General features: G+C 36.3%; 17 protein-coding genes and 1 other annotated feature. Of the genes, 15 read left to right on the plus strand and 2 right to left on the minus strand.

All coding sequences use genetic code 11. The annotated features are described in order from the left end of the window. Window positions 1–4 precede the first annotated feature (4 nt). Genes ABS916_RS06800 through ABS916_RS06815 form a run of 4 tightly spaced genes read left to right on the plus strand, consistent with a single transcriptional unit; the run spans window position 5 to window position 4014 of the window. On the plus strand, window positions 5–1144 hold the full coding sequence (locus ABS916_RS06800) for an amidohydrolase/deacetylase family metallohydrolase (RefSeq protein ID WP_350451166.1): 1140 nt from the start codon (window positions 5–7) through the stop codon (window positions 1142–1144). After that, entirely contained in the window at window positions 1122–2249 is a 1128-nt protein-coding gene (locus tag ABS916_RS06805; protein ID WP_350451167.1) for a DgaE family pyridoxal phosphate-dependent ammonia lyase, read from the plus strand. Before ABS916_RS06800 ends, ABS916_RS06805 begins: the two co-directional genes overlap by 23 nt. After that, window positions 2242–2982 (plus strand): 2-dehydro-3-deoxy-phosphogluconate aldolase, encoded by a 741-nt coding sequence (dagF, locus tag ABS916_RS06810; RefSeq protein WP_350451168.1) that lies wholly within the window; start codon window positions 2242–2244, stop codon window positions 2980–2982. The genes ABS916_RS06805 and dagF overlap by 8 nt, the downstream gene beginning before the upstream one ends. An 18-nt stretch (window positions 2983–3000) precedes the next feature. Next, complete coding sequence (locus ABS916_RS06815; RefSeq protein WP_350451169.1) at window positions 3001–4014, plus strand: sugar kinase; 1014 nt, start codon at window positions 3001–3003, stop codon at window positions 4012–4014. 89 nt (window positions 4015–4103) lie between these two features. Here ABS916_RS06815 and ABS916_RS06820 read toward each other — a convergent pair whose 3' ends face one another. Then, complete coding sequence (locus tag ABS916_RS06820; RefSeq protein WP_035021472.1) at window positions 4104–4475, minus strand: hypothetical protein; 372 nt, start codon at window positions 4473–4475, stop codon at window positions 4104–4106. 287 nt (window positions 4476–4762) lie between these two features. Here ABS916_RS06820 and ald point away from each other — a divergent pair, with 287 nt between their 5' ends. The 9 genes from ald to ABS916_RS06865 all read left to right on the plus strand — a co-directional run bounded on the left by ald (window position 4763) and on the right by ABS916_RS06865 (window position 12539). Beyond that, window positions 4763–5878: an alanine dehydrogenase gene (gene ald / locus ABS916_RS06825; protein ID WP_350451170.1), complete on the plus strand. Its 1116-nt coding sequence runs from the start codon at window positions 4763–4765 to the stop codon at window positions 5876–5878. A 111-nt stretch (window positions 5879–5989) separates the two neighbouring features. Continuing rightward, a complete protein-coding gene (locus tag ABS916_RS06830; protein WP_035021476.1) occupies window positions 5990–6220 on the plus strand; it encodes a DUF2969 family protein in 231 nt (76 codons plus the stop codon). A 149-nt stretch (window positions 6221–6369) separates the two neighbouring features. Next, entirely contained in the window at window positions 6370–7365 is a 996-nt protein-coding gene (locus tag ABS916_RS06835) for a YihY/virulence factor BrkB family protein (protein ID WP_051923363.1), read from the plus strand. A gap of 169 nt (window positions 7366–7534) precedes the next feature. After that, entirely contained in the window at window positions 7535–8710 is a 1176-nt protein-coding gene (locus tag ABS916_RS06840) for an FtsW/RodA/SpoVE family cell cycle protein (RefSeq protein WP_350451171.1), read from the plus strand. 28 nt (window positions 8711–8738) lie between these two features. Then, a complete protein-coding gene (locus ABS916_RS06845; RefSeq protein ID WP_035021481.1) occupies window positions 8739–9095 on the plus strand; it encodes an arsenate reductase family protein in 357 nt (118 codons plus the stop codon). A 23-nt stretch (window positions 9096–9118) separates the two neighbouring features. After that, window positions 9119–9469 carry a glycine cleavage system H family protein gene (locus ABS916_RS06850; RefSeq protein ID WP_350451172.1) on the plus strand — a complete coding sequence of 117 codons (351 nt, stop codon included), beginning with the start codon at window positions 9119–9121 and terminating at the stop codon, window positions 9467–9469. Between the two features lie 50 nt (window positions 9470–9519). After that, window positions 9520–9783 (plus strand) — a binding site (T-box leader). 67 nt (window positions 9784–9850) lie between these two features. After that, the gene (locus ABS916_RS06855; protein ID WP_350451173.1) at window positions 9851–10891 is read left to right on the plus strand and encodes a methionine ABC transporter ATP-binding protein; all 1041 of its coding nucleotides are present in this window, start codon (window positions 9851–9853) and stop codon (window positions 10889–10891) included. Then, on the plus strand, window positions 10875–11579 hold the full coding sequence (locus ABS916_RS06860) for a methionine ABC transporter permease (RefSeq protein ID WP_035021485.1): 705 nt from the start codon (window positions 10875–10877) through the stop codon (window positions 11577–11579). Before ABS916_RS06855 ends, ABS916_RS06860 begins: the two co-directional genes overlap by 17 nt. Window positions 11580–11693: 114 nt before the next feature. Further along, window positions 11694–12539, plus strand: coding sequence for a MetQ/NlpA family ABC transporter substrate-binding protein (locus ABS916_RS06865; protein ID WP_350451174.1), 846 nt, complete (start codon window positions 11694–11696; stop codon window positions 12537–12539). Between the two features lie 120 nt (window positions 12540–12659). On the opposite strand, the gene ABS916_RS06870 is transcribed toward ABS916_RS06865, so the two are convergent. Beyond that, a complete protein-coding gene (locus tag ABS916_RS06870) occupies window positions 12660–13631 on the minus strand; it encodes a LacI family DNA-binding transcriptional regulator (RefSeq protein ID WP_350451175.1) in 972 nt (323 codons plus the stop codon). Window positions 13632–13828: 197 nt separating this feature from the next. On the opposite strand from ABS916_RS06870, the gene ABS916_RS06875 reads away from it, so the two are divergent. Together ABS916_RS06875 and celB are read left to right on the plus strand one after the other, a co-directional pair. Further along, window positions 13829–15253, plus strand: a complete 1425-nt coding sequence (locus tag ABS916_RS06875) for a 6-phospho-beta-glucosidase (protein ID WP_350451176.1) — start codon at window positions 13829–13831, stop codon at window positions 15251–15253. Window positions 15254–15376: 123 nt separating this feature from the next. Next, window positions 15377–16714, plus strand: coding sequence for a PTS cellobiose transporter subunit IIC (gene celB, locus ABS916_RS06880; RefSeq protein WP_350451177.1), 1338 nt, complete (start codon window positions 15377–15379; stop codon window positions 16712–16714). Window positions 16715–16723: the final 9 nt, after the last annotated feature.

The raw sequence follows: 16723 nt of genomic DNA on the forward strand, positions 1-16723 counted from the left end.
GAATATGTTTGATCTGTATATTAAAAATGCAAAAACAGCAACCGAAGAACCAATCGAAATCGGTATCACAAATGGAAAAATCGTTGCTATAGAAAAGAAATTACAAGTGAAAGACGCTAAAAAAACAATTGATTTAAATCATCAATCCTATCTTTCTGCTGGGTGGATCGATGGGCACACCCATTGTTACGAAGAAATGAATCTTTATTATGATTCGCCTGACACGATTGGCTATACAAAAGGAGTCACAAGTGTGATTGATGCCGGTTCAACGGGCGCGGATAATATTGCTGAATTTTATTCTTTAGCAAGTCAAGCTAAGACTAATGTGTTCGCATTAGTGAATATTTCTAAAACAGGGATTGTTCATCAAAATGAATTAGCCGACTTAACGAATATTCAAGAGAAAAAAGTTTCTGAAGTGATAAAAAACTACCCAGATTTTATAGTAGGAATCAAAGCCAGAATGAGCAAAACCGTTATCGGAGACAATGGCATACGGCCATTAGAATTGGCAAAATTGATTCAAGAAAAGAATCAAGCGATTCCATTAATGGTTCATGTTGGATCAGCTCCTCCAGATTTAAAAACCATCTTATCTATTATGGATAAGGGCGATGTGTTAACACACTGTTACAATGGAAAATTAAATGGTATTTTAAATGAAACTGGTCAGATTCATGATTTTGTATGGGATGCGTATCAAAAAGGTATTCGATTCGATATTGGACATGGAACAGATAGTTTTAATTTTGCTGTTGCAGAGCAAGCTAAAAGAGAAAAGTTGATTTGTCATATCGTTAGTACAGATATCTACCACCGAAATAGAGAAGATGGTCCAGTGTATAATTTTTCCACAGTGATAGAGAAGATGCTCTTTTTAGGTTATGCTTTAAGCGATATTATCCCAATGGTAACGACAAATCCAGCAAAAGCGTTTCAGTTAAAGTCAAAAGGTACATTAGAGATTGGTTATGATGCTGATATTACGATTTTTGATGTGGAAAATAAAGAGAAAACATTGGTTGATTCCAATGGAAATACCAGAAAAACAACACAAGTGATTACGCCTATCTATACAATAATCGGGGGTAATGATTATAGAGTAGGAGTTGAGGAAGATGGATTATTACAAGAAATATAATTTAAAAGAAGTCATTAATGCAAGCGGTAAAATGAGTATATTAGGTGTATCAAAGTATAGTGAAAACGTGATTAAAGCTCAGAAATTTGGCGGACAGCACTTTTTTGAAATGGAAGACCTAGTTCAAAAAACAGGACAGTATATTGCGAAATTGGTCAATGCAGAAGACTGTACGATTGTGTCTTCTGCATCCGCGGGTATTGCTCAATCAGTTGCAGCGATTATTGGCAAAGGGAGCCACTATCATTTGTACCATCCTTATACAGATAAAGTAACCAAGCGTGAAATCATTCTTCCAAAAGGACACAATGTGGATTATGGAACACCTATAGAAACAATGATTGAATTGGGAGGCGGAAAAGTTGTCGAGGCTGGATACGCCAATATGTGCAGCAGTCAGCATATCGCATCTATGATCACTCCGGAAACTGCGGCGATTCTTTACGTGAAGAGCCATCATACCGTTCAAAAGAGTATGCTTTCAATCAAAGAGGCACTACAAGTTGCTCATGAGCATCAGTTGCCATTGATTTTGGATGCAGCAGCAGAAGAAGATTTAGTTGCTTATGTTTCTATGGGAATCGATTTAGTCATTTATAGCGGAGCAAAAGCCTTTGAAGGAACGAGTTCGGGCATTGTTTTTGGAAAGACTGAGTTGATAGAATGGGTTCGTTTGCAAAGTAAAGGAATAGGTCGAGCAATGAAAATAGGCAAAGAAAATATTCTTGGCTTAGCTACTGCAATTGAAGATTATATTGAACAAGACAATGAGTCAGCAGAGCAGATGAAAAAAAGACTTGCGCCACTAGTTGAGGAACTGAACAGTATCAAAGGAATAACGTGTTCAGTTGCACAAGATAAAGCTGGCAGAACTATTTTTAGAGCTAAACTTATGGTTAATGATGAAGCACCATTAAATGCTAGTCAACTGGTTGAAGAGCTTAAAACTGGAAATCCAGCCATTTATACGCGAGAGTATGAAATGAATAATGGCATCATTGAATTCGATATTCGTGCTGTAACTAAAGATGAGATGTTAAAAATAGGAACAAGAGTGAAAGAAATAGTAGCCTTATATGAGAAAGAAGGAAAAATAGATGAGTAAATCACCTAATTACTTAGAAAACCGAATTTGTCTAAACGTACTGGCTAACTCAATTGAAAATGCAAAAGATTGTTATGAAGCTGCAGAAGGAAATATTCTTTTAGGTGTTCTTTCAAAAAACTACGAAACGGATCAAACAGCGATTGAAGATATGAAAAAATACCAAGATGCGATCCATAATGCTTTATCCGTTGGTCTTGGAGCTGGGGATCCAAATCAAAGTAAAATGGTTAGCCGAATTTCTGGAAAACTTCAACCTCAACATGTGAACCAAGTATTTACAGGTGTAGGAGCGTCTAGAGCTTTGTTAAAGCAAGAACAAACAATTGTTAACGGTTTGATTTCTCCTACAAACAAAGTAGGCTATGTAACGATTTCTACAGGTCCATTAAGCAGCCAGATGCCTAAAGCAGAAGTACCTATTGAAACAGCTATAGCGATGTTGAAAGATATGGGCGGAAGCTCAGTGAAGTTTTTCCCGATGAAAGGGTTGACGCACAAGGATGAATATATTGCTGTAGCACAAGCCTGCGCTAAACATAATTTCATTCTTGAACCAACTGGTGGAATCGATTTAGAAAATTTTGAAGAAATACTCCAAATCGCGATAGATGTAGGAGTGGAAAAAGTTATTCCTCATGTGTATAGTTCAATTATCGATCAAGAAACGGGTGACACTAAACCAGAAGACATTAAAGAATTGTATCGGATAATGAAAAAAGTCTTATCATAAAAGAAGTAGGGGATTGTAATGAAAATTATCGCTTTTGGAGAAGTCATGATGCGTTTGACGCCTCCTCATTATAAGTTTATCGAGCAAACTGATTCAGTTGATTTAAGTTTTAGCGGGACAGGTTTAAATATTTTAAGCAATTTATCGCGTTTTAGTTACGATACATCACTAGTAACGAGTCTGCCAGATAATCAAGTGGGAAGAGCAGCTTCAAGCTATATCCGAAAACTAGGCGTAAACGATACAAGTGTGGCTTACAAAGGAAACCATATTGGAATATATTTTTTAGAAATGGGCTTTGGGGCTCGGCCTTCTGAAGTTACTTATCTAAATCGATCTGAAAGTTCCTTTTCTCAAAGTCACTTAGATGATTTCGACATAGATGAAGCTATTAAAGAGGCTGATATTGTGCATATATGTGGTATTTCATTGATGGTCAGTGAAACGGTAAGACAAACGACAATGTACATTGCGAAAAAAGCAAAGGAATTAAAGAAAACCGTTTGTTTTGATTTTAATTACCGCTCAAGTATCAACTTAGATAAAAGTCATGAATGGGTAAAAGAACAGTATGAAGAGATTCTCCCTTACTGTGATATTGTTTTTGGAGGAATACGTGACTTAACAGAATTATTGGATTTTCCTTTAGATGAAAATTTAAAGAATATTGCGGATCGTTTAAACGTTGTCAGTAAACCTTTTGTAGAAAAATATGGGATTTCTTTATTTGCAGGAACATTGCGTGAAAATAAAGGGGAGAAACAATTTTTAAAAGGATTTCTTAGAAACAATCAACAGTTTTCGGTTAGTACAGAGTATGAATTGACTATTTTAGACAGAATAGGAACAGGAGATGCTTTTGCTGCAGGAATCATTACGGGATACATTGAAGAATGGTCAGAGGAAAAATCGATAGCATTCGCCGTTTCCAATGCTGTATTTGCGCATACGACTTATGGCGACACTCCTTTAGTGAATAAAAAAATTGTTGAAGAATATATGAATGGAAATCGAACGAATCTTTTGCGATAAACAACTCAAGACAATAGTAAAATAAAAAAAACACATCTTTTTAAGATGTGTTTTTTTGTTTCTAGTTTAGTCATTAGAATGTATGTAAGTTATTCTAATGTTGAAGAACTTATCATTTGTTGTTTGGATGTTTGAACGTAAACATCATATAATTTAGACAATACCGTAATATCACCACTTGCAATTTTTGATAATTTCAAAAATACAGGTTTCATAATCTCAGCATCATCATTTTCGTTAACAATAGCTAAGGCTTCACGATTCAGTATAAACAAATCATCTAATACTGTATGGTATTTTTTTACGAATTCTTGGAGACCTTCTTTATCTTCTAGTAAAACATTTTTTAAACTTTGATTTTTTTCATGAAGATTTTCTAAGTATTCTCCAACAGTCATATCTAGTAAAGTTGAAACCTCTTCTAATTCATTAAAAAAATTATCATCAACATCGATTAACACCAGTTCCACCTCCAACAATCACAATCACAATAACTGATTATATAATATTCTAAACCAAATGCATATAGCATACAGAAATCGAATTAAATAATAGGCGTTTTTATAGACGAAATATGTCTAGGACACTAAAAATTAGTTAAATTAGTTTTGAAAACGAATAGAGCTGATAAAGAACAATATGAGAGAAACAAAGAGAATCCTTCAAAATAGTTGGGTTCTATTTGATTCAGCGTTACAATGATCCTATAGGATAAAAAAAGAAGATATAAAAATGGAGGGTATGAACAATGAAAATCGGGATACCAAGAGAAATAAAAAATAATGAAAGTCGAGTAGCTATTTCTCCTGCTGGTGTAAATAGCCTTGTGGAAAATGGACACGAAGTCATCATAGAAGTGAACGCAGGAAAGACGGCCGGATTTACGGATGAAGACTATCAACTGTCAGGAGCCACATTGCTTGAAGATGCTGAGCAAATTTGGGATGCTGAAATGATCATTAAAGTAAAAGAACCTATTCCAAGCGAATACAAGTATTTCAAAAAAGGGATGATAGTGTTCACGTACTTGCATTTAGCGCCAGCTTTAGAATTAACTAAAGAGCTGATGAAAGCTGAAGTTACAGCTATTGGCTATGAAACAATGGTCGGAACCGACGGAACATTACCTTTATTGACGCCAATGAGCCAAATTGCCGGAAGAATGGCTGCCCAAGTCGGTGCTGAATTTCTTGAGAGTGTCAATCAAGGAAAAGGGATCTTGTTAAGCGGAGTGCCTGGCGTTCAAAAAGGAAAAGTAACCATCATAGGTGGTGGTGTTTCCGGAACAAATGCAGCCAAAATCGCAATCGGTCTAGGAGCAGAAGTGACAATTTTGGACGTTAATCCTAAGCGATTAGAAGAATTGGATGATCTATTTGAAAATAGAATCAACACACTTATGTCAAATGAATACAACATTGCAAAATCAGTTAAAGAAGCAGACTTAGTAATTGGAGCTGTATTGATCCCGGGATCTAAAGCACCAACCTTAGTAACAGAAGAAATGGTTAAACAAATGGAACCAGGTTCGGTTGTTGTTGATATAGCGGTTGACCAAGGGGGTATTTTTGAAACAGCTTCAGAAGTGACCACCCATGATGATCCTGTTTACATCAAACATGGCGTTGTCCATTACGCAGTTGCCAACATGCCCGGAGCTGTTCCAAAAACATCTACTTTAGCCTTAACCAATGTAACCATTCCTTATGCAGTTGAAATTGCAAATAAAGGGCTGATTAAAGCAGCTAAAGAAAATGCAACGATTTATACGGGCATCAATGTTATGGCTGGAAAATTGACTAAAAAAGAAGTTGGAGAGTCATTAAATCTTCCGTATCATGAAGCCTTAAGTTCTTTTATGTAATCTAATGAGTGTGTTTTGAAACAGAAGTTGCATTAAATGCATAAATAAATGAATTTCTTTCCGAAATGCAGTATACTAATGAAGAAACTAACTGCAAAAAGGAGCATTCGCATGTCAAAAGGAAATAAAAAAATTCAAGTAGAAGTAAAAGAAACCCCTAATAATAGAGAAGGTTTTGTTGAGTTAGAGCTTTATGTGAATGACGAAAAAATTGGTCAATTGCAACAAGAAGAAGGCCAAACTGTTACCGTAAAAACCAATTCAGGAACAGAGTCTAAAGTAAGAACTGTCGATGAAGGCATAAATAAATTAATTATGGATTATAATTTACACCAAATGTAAATTTGAATGAGCAATAAACTGAATCTAAAAGATCAATCCTACTTTAGGGTTGATCTTTTTTTTTACTACATTGTTATTAAGAGCATCCTAAAAGCTTTTTGAACCCATCTATGCTATGCTTTTTCTATACATAACTTAACGTAAAGGATGTGATTGTTTTGTCAACGAATGCAAAGTCAGCTTCTTTTAAAGATAGATTTAAGCATTTTTTAGAAGTACTAAAACCCAATTGGGCAAGAGCTGAAGTTTCATCAAATGCAGCTGAACTAGCTTACTTCACTCTATTATCCTTGTTTCCGATTTTATTGGTCGTAGCGAACGTTATTCCTCTCTTTCCAATAGATGCAGCAGATATATTGCCAATGGTAGAAACAGCTGTTCCACCAGATATATACAATGTTTTAGCTCCAATTCTAGAAAGTTATTTGAATAGTTCAAGCGGAGGCGCTATCTCTATTGGTTTGATTACGTCATTGTGGTCGGCCAGTAAAGCTTTTAATGCATTGCAAAATGTTTTAAATGACGTCTATGGAGTAGAAAAAAGGAATAATTTTATTATTGTTCGATTAGTTTCTTTCTTAGTACAATTAGCCATCGTGGCGATTGTAGGAGTTCTGATCTTCGTCTTTGTATTTGGTGAATTTATCTTATTATTCATCGAAGATTTTGTAGGAATCGAACTAGATTTTATTTTACAAATATTTAGTTTAAAATGGTTGGTTTTATTTATTGTCTTGATTCTAATCATTACAATGGTTTACTTCTTAGTACCAAATCACCGTATGCACATCAAGTATGCTCTTCCAGGAGCAGTATTTGCTACGATAGGTTGGATGGTTTTATCACAAGCCTTCACACTTTATGTGCAATTCGCTGGAGGGGAAGCAGCTGCTAGTGCGACGTTTGGAGTCTTCATTGTTTTGATGCTGTGGCTCTATTTATCGGCCATCATTTTACTGTTAGGTGCTCTGATCAATGCCGTTTACTTTGAAATTAAAACAGGTAAATCGGTTCAAGAAGTTAAGATTGAAAAAGATAATGAAGAGAAAGATGATAAGGAAAAAGAATATCCAGATGATTCAGAATCAATTCAACATAAAAAATTAGTGAAATTAAAAACAGTAGAAAAACATAAAGAAGACTGAGTGAAGACTCAGTTTTCTTTTTCTTTAGTCGTAGTTAATATAGAAGAGCTCTGTAAGATTTTTCTAAGAAAAGAGACAGCCCTTTTTTTTAGCTTGTTTTTCTTATATAATGGATGAAGTTTGAGGAAGACATTTTTTAATAGATAGGACACAAGGAGAATTTTAAAAAATGACAGAAAATAAAGAAACAAAAATAGATTATGGGATTATCTTATCCGTATTGTTGCTAGCAATCATTAGTATTGCGACTATCTATTCAACCACTCATTTAACTGCGAACGCTGGAATCGGTGCTACAGTGATGCAAATCATCTGGTACGTAGTTGGTGCAGTTGCCATCGTAGTGATCATGCAGTTTGATTCTGAGCAGTTATGGAAACTTGCCCCGATAGCGTATGGATTTGGGCTTTTTCTATTAGTGTTGGTATTATTCTTTTATGACCGGCCTACTGAGTTAAGTACCGGAGCAAAAAGCTGGTTTAAGATAGGTCCATTAACCTTTCAGCCCTCGGAGATCATGAAAATAGCTTTTATTCTAATGCTGGCTCGTGTCGTTACAAAACACAACGGCGATTATCCAACTCATTACCCTAAAGCCGATTTTTTATTGATAGGTAAAATCATATTAACCTCTATTCCACCACTTGTACTTGTTATGTTACAAAATGACTTAGGTTCAACATTAGTCTTTATTGCCATTATTATTGGTTTAATGTTGATTTCAGGAGTTACTTGGAAAATTATTCTGCCACTATTTTCAGGAGTTGCCGCTCTTGGTGGAACCTTACTGGTATTAGTTGTATACAATCGTGACTTTTTATTGCGATTGGGTTTTAAACCGTATCAATTTTCTCGGATAGATTCCTGGTTGAATCCTTACGGAGATTCAGGTGATACTTCTTATCAACTGATCCAAAGTATTAAAGCGATCGGGTCAGGTAAAATGTTTGGTAAAGGATTTGGGACATCAGAAGTGTATGTGCCGGTTCGAGAGTCTGATATGATTTTTTCAACAATCGGAGAAAATTTTGGTTTTCTTGGCAGTTGTATTTTAATTTTTATCTACTTCTTACTGATCTATCAAATGATCCGCATTTGTTTTGATACGAAAAACGAATTTTATGCGTATATTGCAACCGGCGTTATCATGATGATTCTGTTCCATGTTTTTGAAAATGTTGGGATGAGTATTGGATTGCTTCCGTTAACTGGAATACCATTGCCATTTATTTCTCAAGGTGGAACGGCATTGTTAGGGAATATGATGGGTGTCGGACTCATTATGTCTATGAGGTACCATTACCGCAGTTACATGTTCTCTGAAGAAGATGAAGATTTCAAATAAAATGAGTACTGTATTGGAGTGAGTTTCAATGCTTGAATTGTATCAACACCCGACGTGTTCAACCTGTAAGGCAGCAAGGAAATGGTTGGATGACCATTTAATCGAGTACCGTGCAATAAACATGATTGAGAATCCACCAACACAGGAAACCTTGATTAACTTGATGAGCCAAACAGATCTACCAGTGCTTCGCTTTTTTAACACAAGTGGGAATCGCTACCGAGAGTTAGGATTGAAAAATAGAGTGCCAAACATGAACATAACCGAATGCGCAGCCGTTTTGGCTTCAGATGGGATGCTGATCAAAAGACCTTTGTTGACTGATGGCAAGAGAACAACTCTTGGTTTTAAAGAAGATATCTATGAACAGACTTGGATAAAATAAAGAACCAGAATGGAGCGATCGAATTGGAAAAGCAAATGAAATATAGTGAAAACGGCTTATGGGTATTAAAAGAAGGCGACAATTACCGTATTGGATTATCTGAAAAAGGGCAAGATGATTTAGGCGAAGTTATGTTTGTTGAACTTCCAAATACGCTAGATGAAGTAAGAGAAAATGATGTCTTATTAGGAGTCGAAGGGGCAAAAGCTGTTACTGAACTGTTGTCTCCATTAACGGGTGTAGTGGTTCGATTCCATGCAGAACTAACAGACAATCCTGAAAAACTAAATAGCATGGACAAAAACGACAATTGGATTCTTGAATTAAAAGACGTAGAACCGGATGCTTTTGAAAAATTGTCGGCTGAAGTCTAGAAATTAAAGTTGACAGAAAAAATATGCTCTGTTAAAATATGTTAAATATCAATAACGCGATGATAAGAAGAGTACGTTCGTAATAACCATTTATAGAGAGCCTTGTTTGCTGGAAAAAGGTAATGGGAATTGAGCCGAAGATGGTCTTTGAGCAGAATAAGTGAATGCTTTGCATAAGCCTATTCCGGGTGCACCCGATAACGTGCCACAGTATAAAAAAGTTGAAAAATACTTGAGTACTGTATGAGGTTGATTTAGTGATGAATCAGCAAATTAAGGTGGTAACACGAAAAGTCAGAACTTTCGTCCTTATAGTAAGCAGTGCGCTTAGTATAAGGGCGAAAGTTTTTTTATTTGAATGAATTAGGAGGTGGATCAAAAGTGATTGAACTAACAAATATAAAAAAAGTATTTCAAACAAAACAAGGCAGTTTAACGGCTGTCAAAGATATCAATGTTTCCATCAAAGATGGTGAAATTTATGGAATCGTTGGGTATTCTGGAGCTGGAAAGAGTACATTGGTCCGAATGTTCAATGGACTAGAAACACCAACAGACGGTACAGTAGCTATTGAAGGAAACATTATTTCACAATTAAAAGGAAAAAAGCTCAGAAAAGAACGCCAGAAAATCGGGATGATCTTTCAACATTTCAACCTGTTATGGTCTAGGACAGTTGAAGAAAATATTCTTTTTCCGCTTGAATTGGCAAAAATTCCTAAAAAAGAACGTGAAGCTAAAGCCAAAGAACTTATTGGTTTAGTAGGGTTAGAAGGAAGAGAAAAAGCTTATCCGTCGCAACTTTCAGGTGGTCAAAAACAGCGGGTTGGAATTGCGCGAGCACTCGCTAACGATCCAACATTATTGCTTTGTGACGAGGCAACAAGTGCACTGGATCCACAGACTACAGATGAAGTACTCGATTTACTATTGGATATCAACAAGCGTTTAAACCTAACGATTGTCTTGATCACACATGAGATGCACGTGATTCGTAAAATTTGTGACAAGGTTGCAGTTATGGATGATGGGAAAATTGTTGAAGAAGGTTCTGTCATTGATGTATTCAAAAAACCACAACAAGACATTACTAAACGCTTTATTCGCCAAGATGCAAATCCAGACAGTGAAGATACCGATATGATTTTTGAAGAATTGTTGGCAGAATATCCTGAAGGAAAAATTGTTCACTTAACGTTCCATGGGCAACAAGCCAAGATGCCGATTATGTCAAAAATCGTTCGAGAAGATGGCGTCGATTTAAGTATCATTCAAGGAAGTATTCAACAAACACAAGATGGCACAATTGGATCGCTTTATGTTCAACTAACGGGTGAAAGTCAAAGAATCGAAGTGGCTATTGAAGAATTAAGAAAACTTGAGGTAGAAGTAGAGGTGGTAGAACATGTTGTCGAAACTTAATTTAGGAACGAGTGTTTTATCACAATACTTTGATTTTTCAGAAGTTGATTGGGAAAAAATGCAAGAGGCAACGATAGAGACGATCGGTATGACGATTGGTTCAGTAGTCATTATCTTTTTTGCAGGTTTGCTGCTAGGTTTACTATTGTATGAAACAAATGGGAAAGATACATTGGCAGCTAAAACACTTTACAGAGTCGTCGCTATTTTAGTCAATGTCTTCCGTTCTATTCCTTTTATTATTTTAATTGTGTTATTGCTTCCAGTTACCAAAACACTTGTAGGCTCAATTACTGGTCCAACAGCAGCATTACCAGCATTAATCATTGCTTCATCTCCATTTTTTGCACGATTGGTTGAAATTGGGTTTCGAGAAATCGATAAAGGTGTTGTTGAAGCCGCTGAAGCAATGGGGGCCAATAAATGGCAAATTATTTATAAAGTCTTGATTCCAGAAAGTTTGCCAGCTATTGTATCAGGAATTACAGTCACAACCATTTCTTTAGTGGGGTATACGGCAATGGCTGGTGTGATTGGAGCAGGCGGTTTAGGAAACCTCGCTTATCTTGATGGGTTCCAGCGAAATCAAAGTACAGTAGTTTTAGTCGCAACGTTAATCATTTTAGTCATCGTCTTTATTATACAAGCTATTGGAGATGTGATCGTTAAGAAAGTGGATAAACGTTAAACAGCTAAGTGAAAAACGAACAACCATCACTAGCTGATTAAAAAGCACTACCGCAGTTTAAATAGGGGATTTAAAAAGCATTAAAAAAATTAGAAAAAATAGGGGGATTTAAAGATGAAAAAGAAAACAATCTTATCAGCATTAGTAACAACAGGAGTAGTATTAACATTAGCTGCTTGTGGCAACGAAGAAAGCAGTACTGAATCAAGTGGTTCAGGAGCAGAAGAAACAACAATCAAAATTGGGGCTAGCAACGTGCCGCATGCTGAAATCTTAGAATTCGCTGCGCCAATTCTTGAAGAAGAAGGTATTACATTAGATATCACTACTTACAATGATTATGTTATACCAAACGTGGCATTAGATGAAGGCGAAATTGATGCCAACTACTTCCAACATATTCCATTTTTTGATGCAGCTGTAGAAGAAAACGGTTATGATTTTGTGAATGCTGGAAGCATTCATATCGAACCGTTAGCAATCTTTTCTCAACGTTATGAAAGTTTAGAAGATGTAGAAGATGGCGCAACTGTCTTAGTCAGCAACAACCAAGCAGACTGGGGCCGAGTGATCGGAATCTTCCAAGAAGCAGGTCTAGTAACCGTGAAAGATGGCGTAGACCTTACAACAGCTACGTTTGATGACATTGAAGAAAACCCTAAGAACTTGGAATTTGAATATGAAAATGATCCAGCATTGATGACAACATTGTACCAACAAGATGAAGCAGAACTAATTGCCATCAACTCAAACTTTGCTGTAGATCAAGATATCAGCCCGCTTGACGATTCAGTTGCTATTGAAAGTTCGTCTTCTCCTTATGCAAATATTATTGCTGTACGTTCAGAAGATGCTGAAGATCCAGCTATTTTGAAATTGATAGAAGTATTGAAATCTGAAGAAGTACAAGATTTCATCTTAGAAGAATGGGATGGAGCAGTTGTTCCCGTAGAAGAATAAGCTAAATAAAAGTAAGAAGCAGATAAAATAGCTTCTTACTTTTTTTGTGCTGGAAAATGTACTGAATTTCTGGAGGAATAGGGATTGTTTGTAGAAAGCCATGAGGACGTTGTTGCTGTTTTATTTTGTTGTTTTACGTACGATTAAAGTAAAGGCTAGTTCTTCGGGTGTTAACTTTTGTAAAGACAGATCATTGTTGATCATCTTAAACGCATTTTCGGCTTGCTTATGTATGGAGTAATCAATCGTTGTGATGTCTAACAAATGTGAGATTTCAATATTATCAAAACCAATCACTGAAAAATCTTCAGGCAACGAGTACCCTAAACGTTTTGCTTGCGAAACTAAACCAGCTGCAACAGCGTCAGAGCTTGTCATGAAGGCATCGGGCTTGATTTTTTGTTCGGCTAACCAATGAGCAATGTGCTCACCATCTTGGATGCTGTTGATATTATTGAACAATTCGGGTGAATGTGGGGTCAAGTCGTACTTTTTACAAAAATATTCATAAGCTTTGATTCGGCTTTTAGTATTCAATCGTCGAATATCGCTGTATAGATTAATAATAGTGCGGCACCCGTTAGCGTAAAGATGTTCAAGACCCAAAAGATAACCATCATATTGGTCAATAAAAACAGACGAAATACAAGGAGATTTGACTCTCTGCCAAGTAACGATAGGTCCATATTTTGTATACGATTCAATGGTTGACCAATCATTCGAGCGAATAATCAAAAAAATACCATCTAATTGTTTACTGCGCATCAGCTCTAAAGCATTTAATTCTTTTTTAGGATCATTTTCAGTTAAGTAGAGAATGACCGTATACCCTTTTTTTTGGGCAGCTAATGTAAAATTTTTGACTAAGACAGTAATGGTCTCAGTAATATTCGGTGCAATGATGCCAATGGTTTTGGTCGCTCCTTTTTTCAACGAAATCGCTTGACTGTTCGGAACGTAATCTAATTTTTCGACAGCGCTTTCGACTTTTTGGCGAGTAATATGGCTGACATAACCATTATTGTTAATGACCCTTGAAACGGTAGCAGAAGATACACCAGCAATTTTTGCAATATCTTTCATATTCGTCATTTCGAAAACCTCTTTCTGTAACCGGTTGTATAGTAATCAGTATACCAAATGATGGGTAGAAAAAATACGCAGAACACAGCGAAGAAAAATCCTGAATTTTTTTTGACAAATAAAAAGTTTGTGCTTGACATGTAATGCATTACATAAACTATAGTAAATGTAGGAAGTGAAAACGTTTTAATAAGGAGGAAGAATAAATGTCAAAAACAGCATTAAAAATCGTTACAATTGGTGGAGGATCAAGCTACACTCCGGAATTAATTGAGGGGTATATCAAGCGTAAGGACCAACTACCAATCAAAGAAATCGTTTTAGTAGATATTGAAGCTGGAAAAGAGAAACTTGAAATTGTAGGTGCAATGGCTAGGCGTCAAATTGAGGCTGCCGGATTAGATTGGACCGTTGAACTGACGTTAGATCGAAAAACCGCGTTGAAAGATGCTGATTTCGTTACGACGCAATTTCGTGTTGGGTTGTTGGATGCACGAATTAAGGATGAGAGAATTCCTTTATCCCATGGTGTATTAGGTCAAGAAACAAATGGAGCCGGTGGGATGTTAAAAGCTTTCAGAACCATTCCAATCATTTTAGATATTATTAAAGATATGAAAGAAGTTTGTCCGGATGCTTGGTTAGTCAACTTCACAAATCCAGCGGGTATGGTAACTGAAGCAGCCATAAAACATGGAGGATGGAAAAAGACAGTTGGCTTATGCAATGTTCCAATTGGACACTGTTCAACAGCTTCACAAAAATTAGGCATACCAGAAGATGAACTTTTCTTTAAATTTGCTGGAATCAATCATTTCCATTGGCACCGTGTTTGGGATAAAACTGGAAAAGAAAGAACTGCTGAATTGATCGATATGATTTATGGACCTCATAAAGAAGGCGAAAACACAGACTTTAAAAATATCCATGACGCTGAATTCCACTATGAACAAATCAAAGATTTGGGTATGCTGCCATGCGGATACCACCGTTACTATTACATTGAAGATGAAATGTTGAAGCATTCTATTGAAGAGTTTGAAAACGGTGAAACAAGAGCACAAGTTGTAAAAGCTACTGAAACACGATTATTCGAATTGTATAAAGACCCTGCACTAAATTATAAACCAGAAGAGTTGTCACAACGCGGTGGCACACATTACAGTGATGCAGCTTGTGAAATCATTGCTTCCATTCAAAATGACAAGCGGACAGATATGGTCGTTTCAACGGAAAATAATGGTACGATCGATGATTTGCCATATGATAGCATCGTTGAAGTATCGGGATCCGTTACTGCACATGGAGTAGAGCCTTACAACTGGGGAACGTTTACTCCAGCAGCACGCGGCATCATTCAAAACATGAAAGCGATGGAAGAAACGGTGATTCGAGCAGCTATTGATGGGAATTATGGAGCAGCTTTACAAGCCTTTACAATCAATCCTTTAGTACCAGGCGGCACGCTTGCAAAAACCATTCTTGATGAAATGTTGTATGCGCATAAAGATCACCTGCCACAATTTGCAGAGAAGATCAAAGAAATCGAAGCTGACCAACCTGAAACAACTAGCTATGTTGATCAGTTGATGGAAAGTAATTATAAAGAAATTCCAGCTCAAATGGTTTAATAAACTAATGTGACCAAATATCGATTAAATTGCTTACCTATGTCTGCTTCTCTTTTAGCAACATAGGTAAGGAATTTTAAAATATAAATGTAAACGTTTTTTAAACTGGAGGGAGAATGGATAATGGATAAATTTATGGAGTTTCTTCAAGATAAGATGGGACCTATTGCCTATAAATTGGATTCAAATCGCTATTTATCTGCTATAAAGACAGGTTTTTTTGGCGCTATGCCTATTTTGATTTTAGGTTCGATATTTCTTTTGTTCGCTAACTTACCTATAGCTGGTTATCCAGATTTTATGGCTTCGATATTAGGTGATAATTGGACTACTTACTTTATGGTACCGTATGACATGACCATGAACATCATGACGATTTTCGTTATATTTGGTATCGCAAAATCATTAGCTGACTATTATGATCTAGATGATTTAGCAGCAATTGTTATTTCAGTTGTAGCTTTCCTAGTTTTAACACCAACTATTTCTACAGAAGATGGGTTAATTGGAATTCCGATGAACAATTTAGGAGCCAGTGGATTATTTGTAGGAATGATCACAGCTATTATTGCTGTTGAAATCACTCGTTGGGTAGTTGCAAGAGGTTGGACCATCAAAATGCCTGAATCTGTTCCACCAAATGTAGCCAAATCTTTTACAGCGTTAATACCGGCATTATTCGTTATCTTATTCTTTAACTTTATCCGTATCGGATTTAGCTTTACCTCATATGAAACAGCTCAAACGTTTATTTTCCAATTTTTACAAACACCACTGACTGCTTTAGGCAGTTCATTGCCAGCGACATTGGTTATTGTAATTTTTGAAATTTTATTATGGTCATTTGGTATCCATGGTTCTAATATCGTTGGTGCAGTGATGCAGCCAATTTGGTTATCACTAACAGCAGAAAATGCTGCTGCTTTCAGTCTGGGAGAAACACTTCCGCATATTGTAAACTATCAATTTTATCAAAACTTCATAAAGGTAGGGGGCGCTGGTGGAACGATCGGATTAGCCTTACTTTGTTTAGTTATGGCTAAATCAGCACAGTTTAAAACATTGGGTAAATTAGCATTTGGTCCAGCCTTGTTTAATATCAATGAGCCGTTGATTTTTGGATTACCAATCGTGTTGAATCCAATCATGCTGATTCCATTTTTGATTACTCCGATTCTTATGGCTGTATCAACTTACTTTGTTATGTCGATCGGACTCGTTCCAATAACGAATGGTGCCAATATACCATGGACAACACCACCAGTCATTGCAGGTTTCTTGGTTAGTGGTTGGCGAGGCGCCGTTTTCCAAATCATTCAAATTGCTGCCAGTACAATTATCTACTATCCGTTCTTTAAACTGGTCGATAATAAGGCCTACAAAATCGAAACGGAAGGTCAAGATGCAATAAATACTGAAATGGAAGAAACGATTTCTACGACACAAACAAAAGCTGTTTAAAATAATCAG

This window comes from Carnobacterium sp., assembly GCF_040274945.1.
Lineage (GTDB): Bacteria > Bacillota > Bacilli > Lactobacillales > Carnobacteriaceae > Carnobacterium_B.

What these genes read in the sequence shown, in the direction of transcription:
- ABS916_RS06805 (WP_350451167.1), top strand. Translation starts at nt 1,122, where the DNA reads ATGGATTATTACAAGAAATATAATTTAAAAGAAGTCATTAATGCAAGC.
- ABS916_RS06865 (WP_350451174.1), top strand. Translation starts at nt 11,694, where the DNA reads ATGAAAAAGAAAACAATCTTATCAGCATTAGTAACAACAGGAGTAGTA.
- ABS916_RS06845 (WP_035021481.1), top strand. Translation starts at nt 8,739, where the DNA reads ATGCTTGAATTGTATCAACACCCGACGTGTTCAACCTGTAAGGCAGCA.
- ABS916_RS06800 (WP_350451166.1), top strand. Translation starts at nt 5, where the DNA reads ATGTTTGATCTGTATATTAAAAATGCAAAAACAGCAACCGAAGAACCA.
- ald (WP_350451170.1), top strand. Translation starts at nt 4,763, where the DNA reads ATGAAAATCGGGATACCAAGAGAAATAAAAAATAATGAAAGTCGAGTA.
- ABS916_RS06815 (WP_350451169.1), top strand. Translation starts at nt 3,001, where the DNA reads ATGAAAATTATCGCTTTTGGAGAAGTCATGATGCGTTTGACGCCTCCT.
- ABS916_RS06875 (WP_350451176.1), top strand. Translation starts at nt 13,829, where the DNA reads ATGTCAAAAACAGCATTAAAAATCGTTACAATTGGTGGAGGATCAAGC.
- ABS916_RS06830 (WP_035021476.1), top strand. Translation starts at nt 5,990, where the DNA reads ATGTCAAAAGGAAATAAAAAAATTCAAGTAGAAGTAAAAGAAACCCCT.
- ABS916_RS06840 (WP_350451171.1), top strand. Translation starts at nt 7,535, where the DNA reads ATGACAGAAAATAAAGAAACAAAAATAGATTATGGGATTATCTTATCC.
- ABS916_RS06860 (WP_035021485.1), top strand. Translation starts at nt 10,875, where the DNA reads ATGTTGTCGAAACTTAATTTAGGAACGAGTGTTTTATCACAATACTTT.
- celB (WP_350451177.1), top strand. Translation starts at nt 15,377, where the DNA reads ATGGATAAATTTATGGAGTTTCTTCAAGATAAGATGGGACCTATTGCC.
- dagF (WP_350451168.1), top strand. Translation starts at nt 2,242, where the DNA reads ATGAGTAAATCACCTAATTACTTAGAAAACCGAATTTGTCTAAACGTA.
- ABS916_RS06870 (WP_350451175.1), bottom strand. Translation starts at nt 13,631, where the DNA reads ATGACGAATATGAAAGATATTGCAAAAATTGCTGGTGTATCTTCTGCT.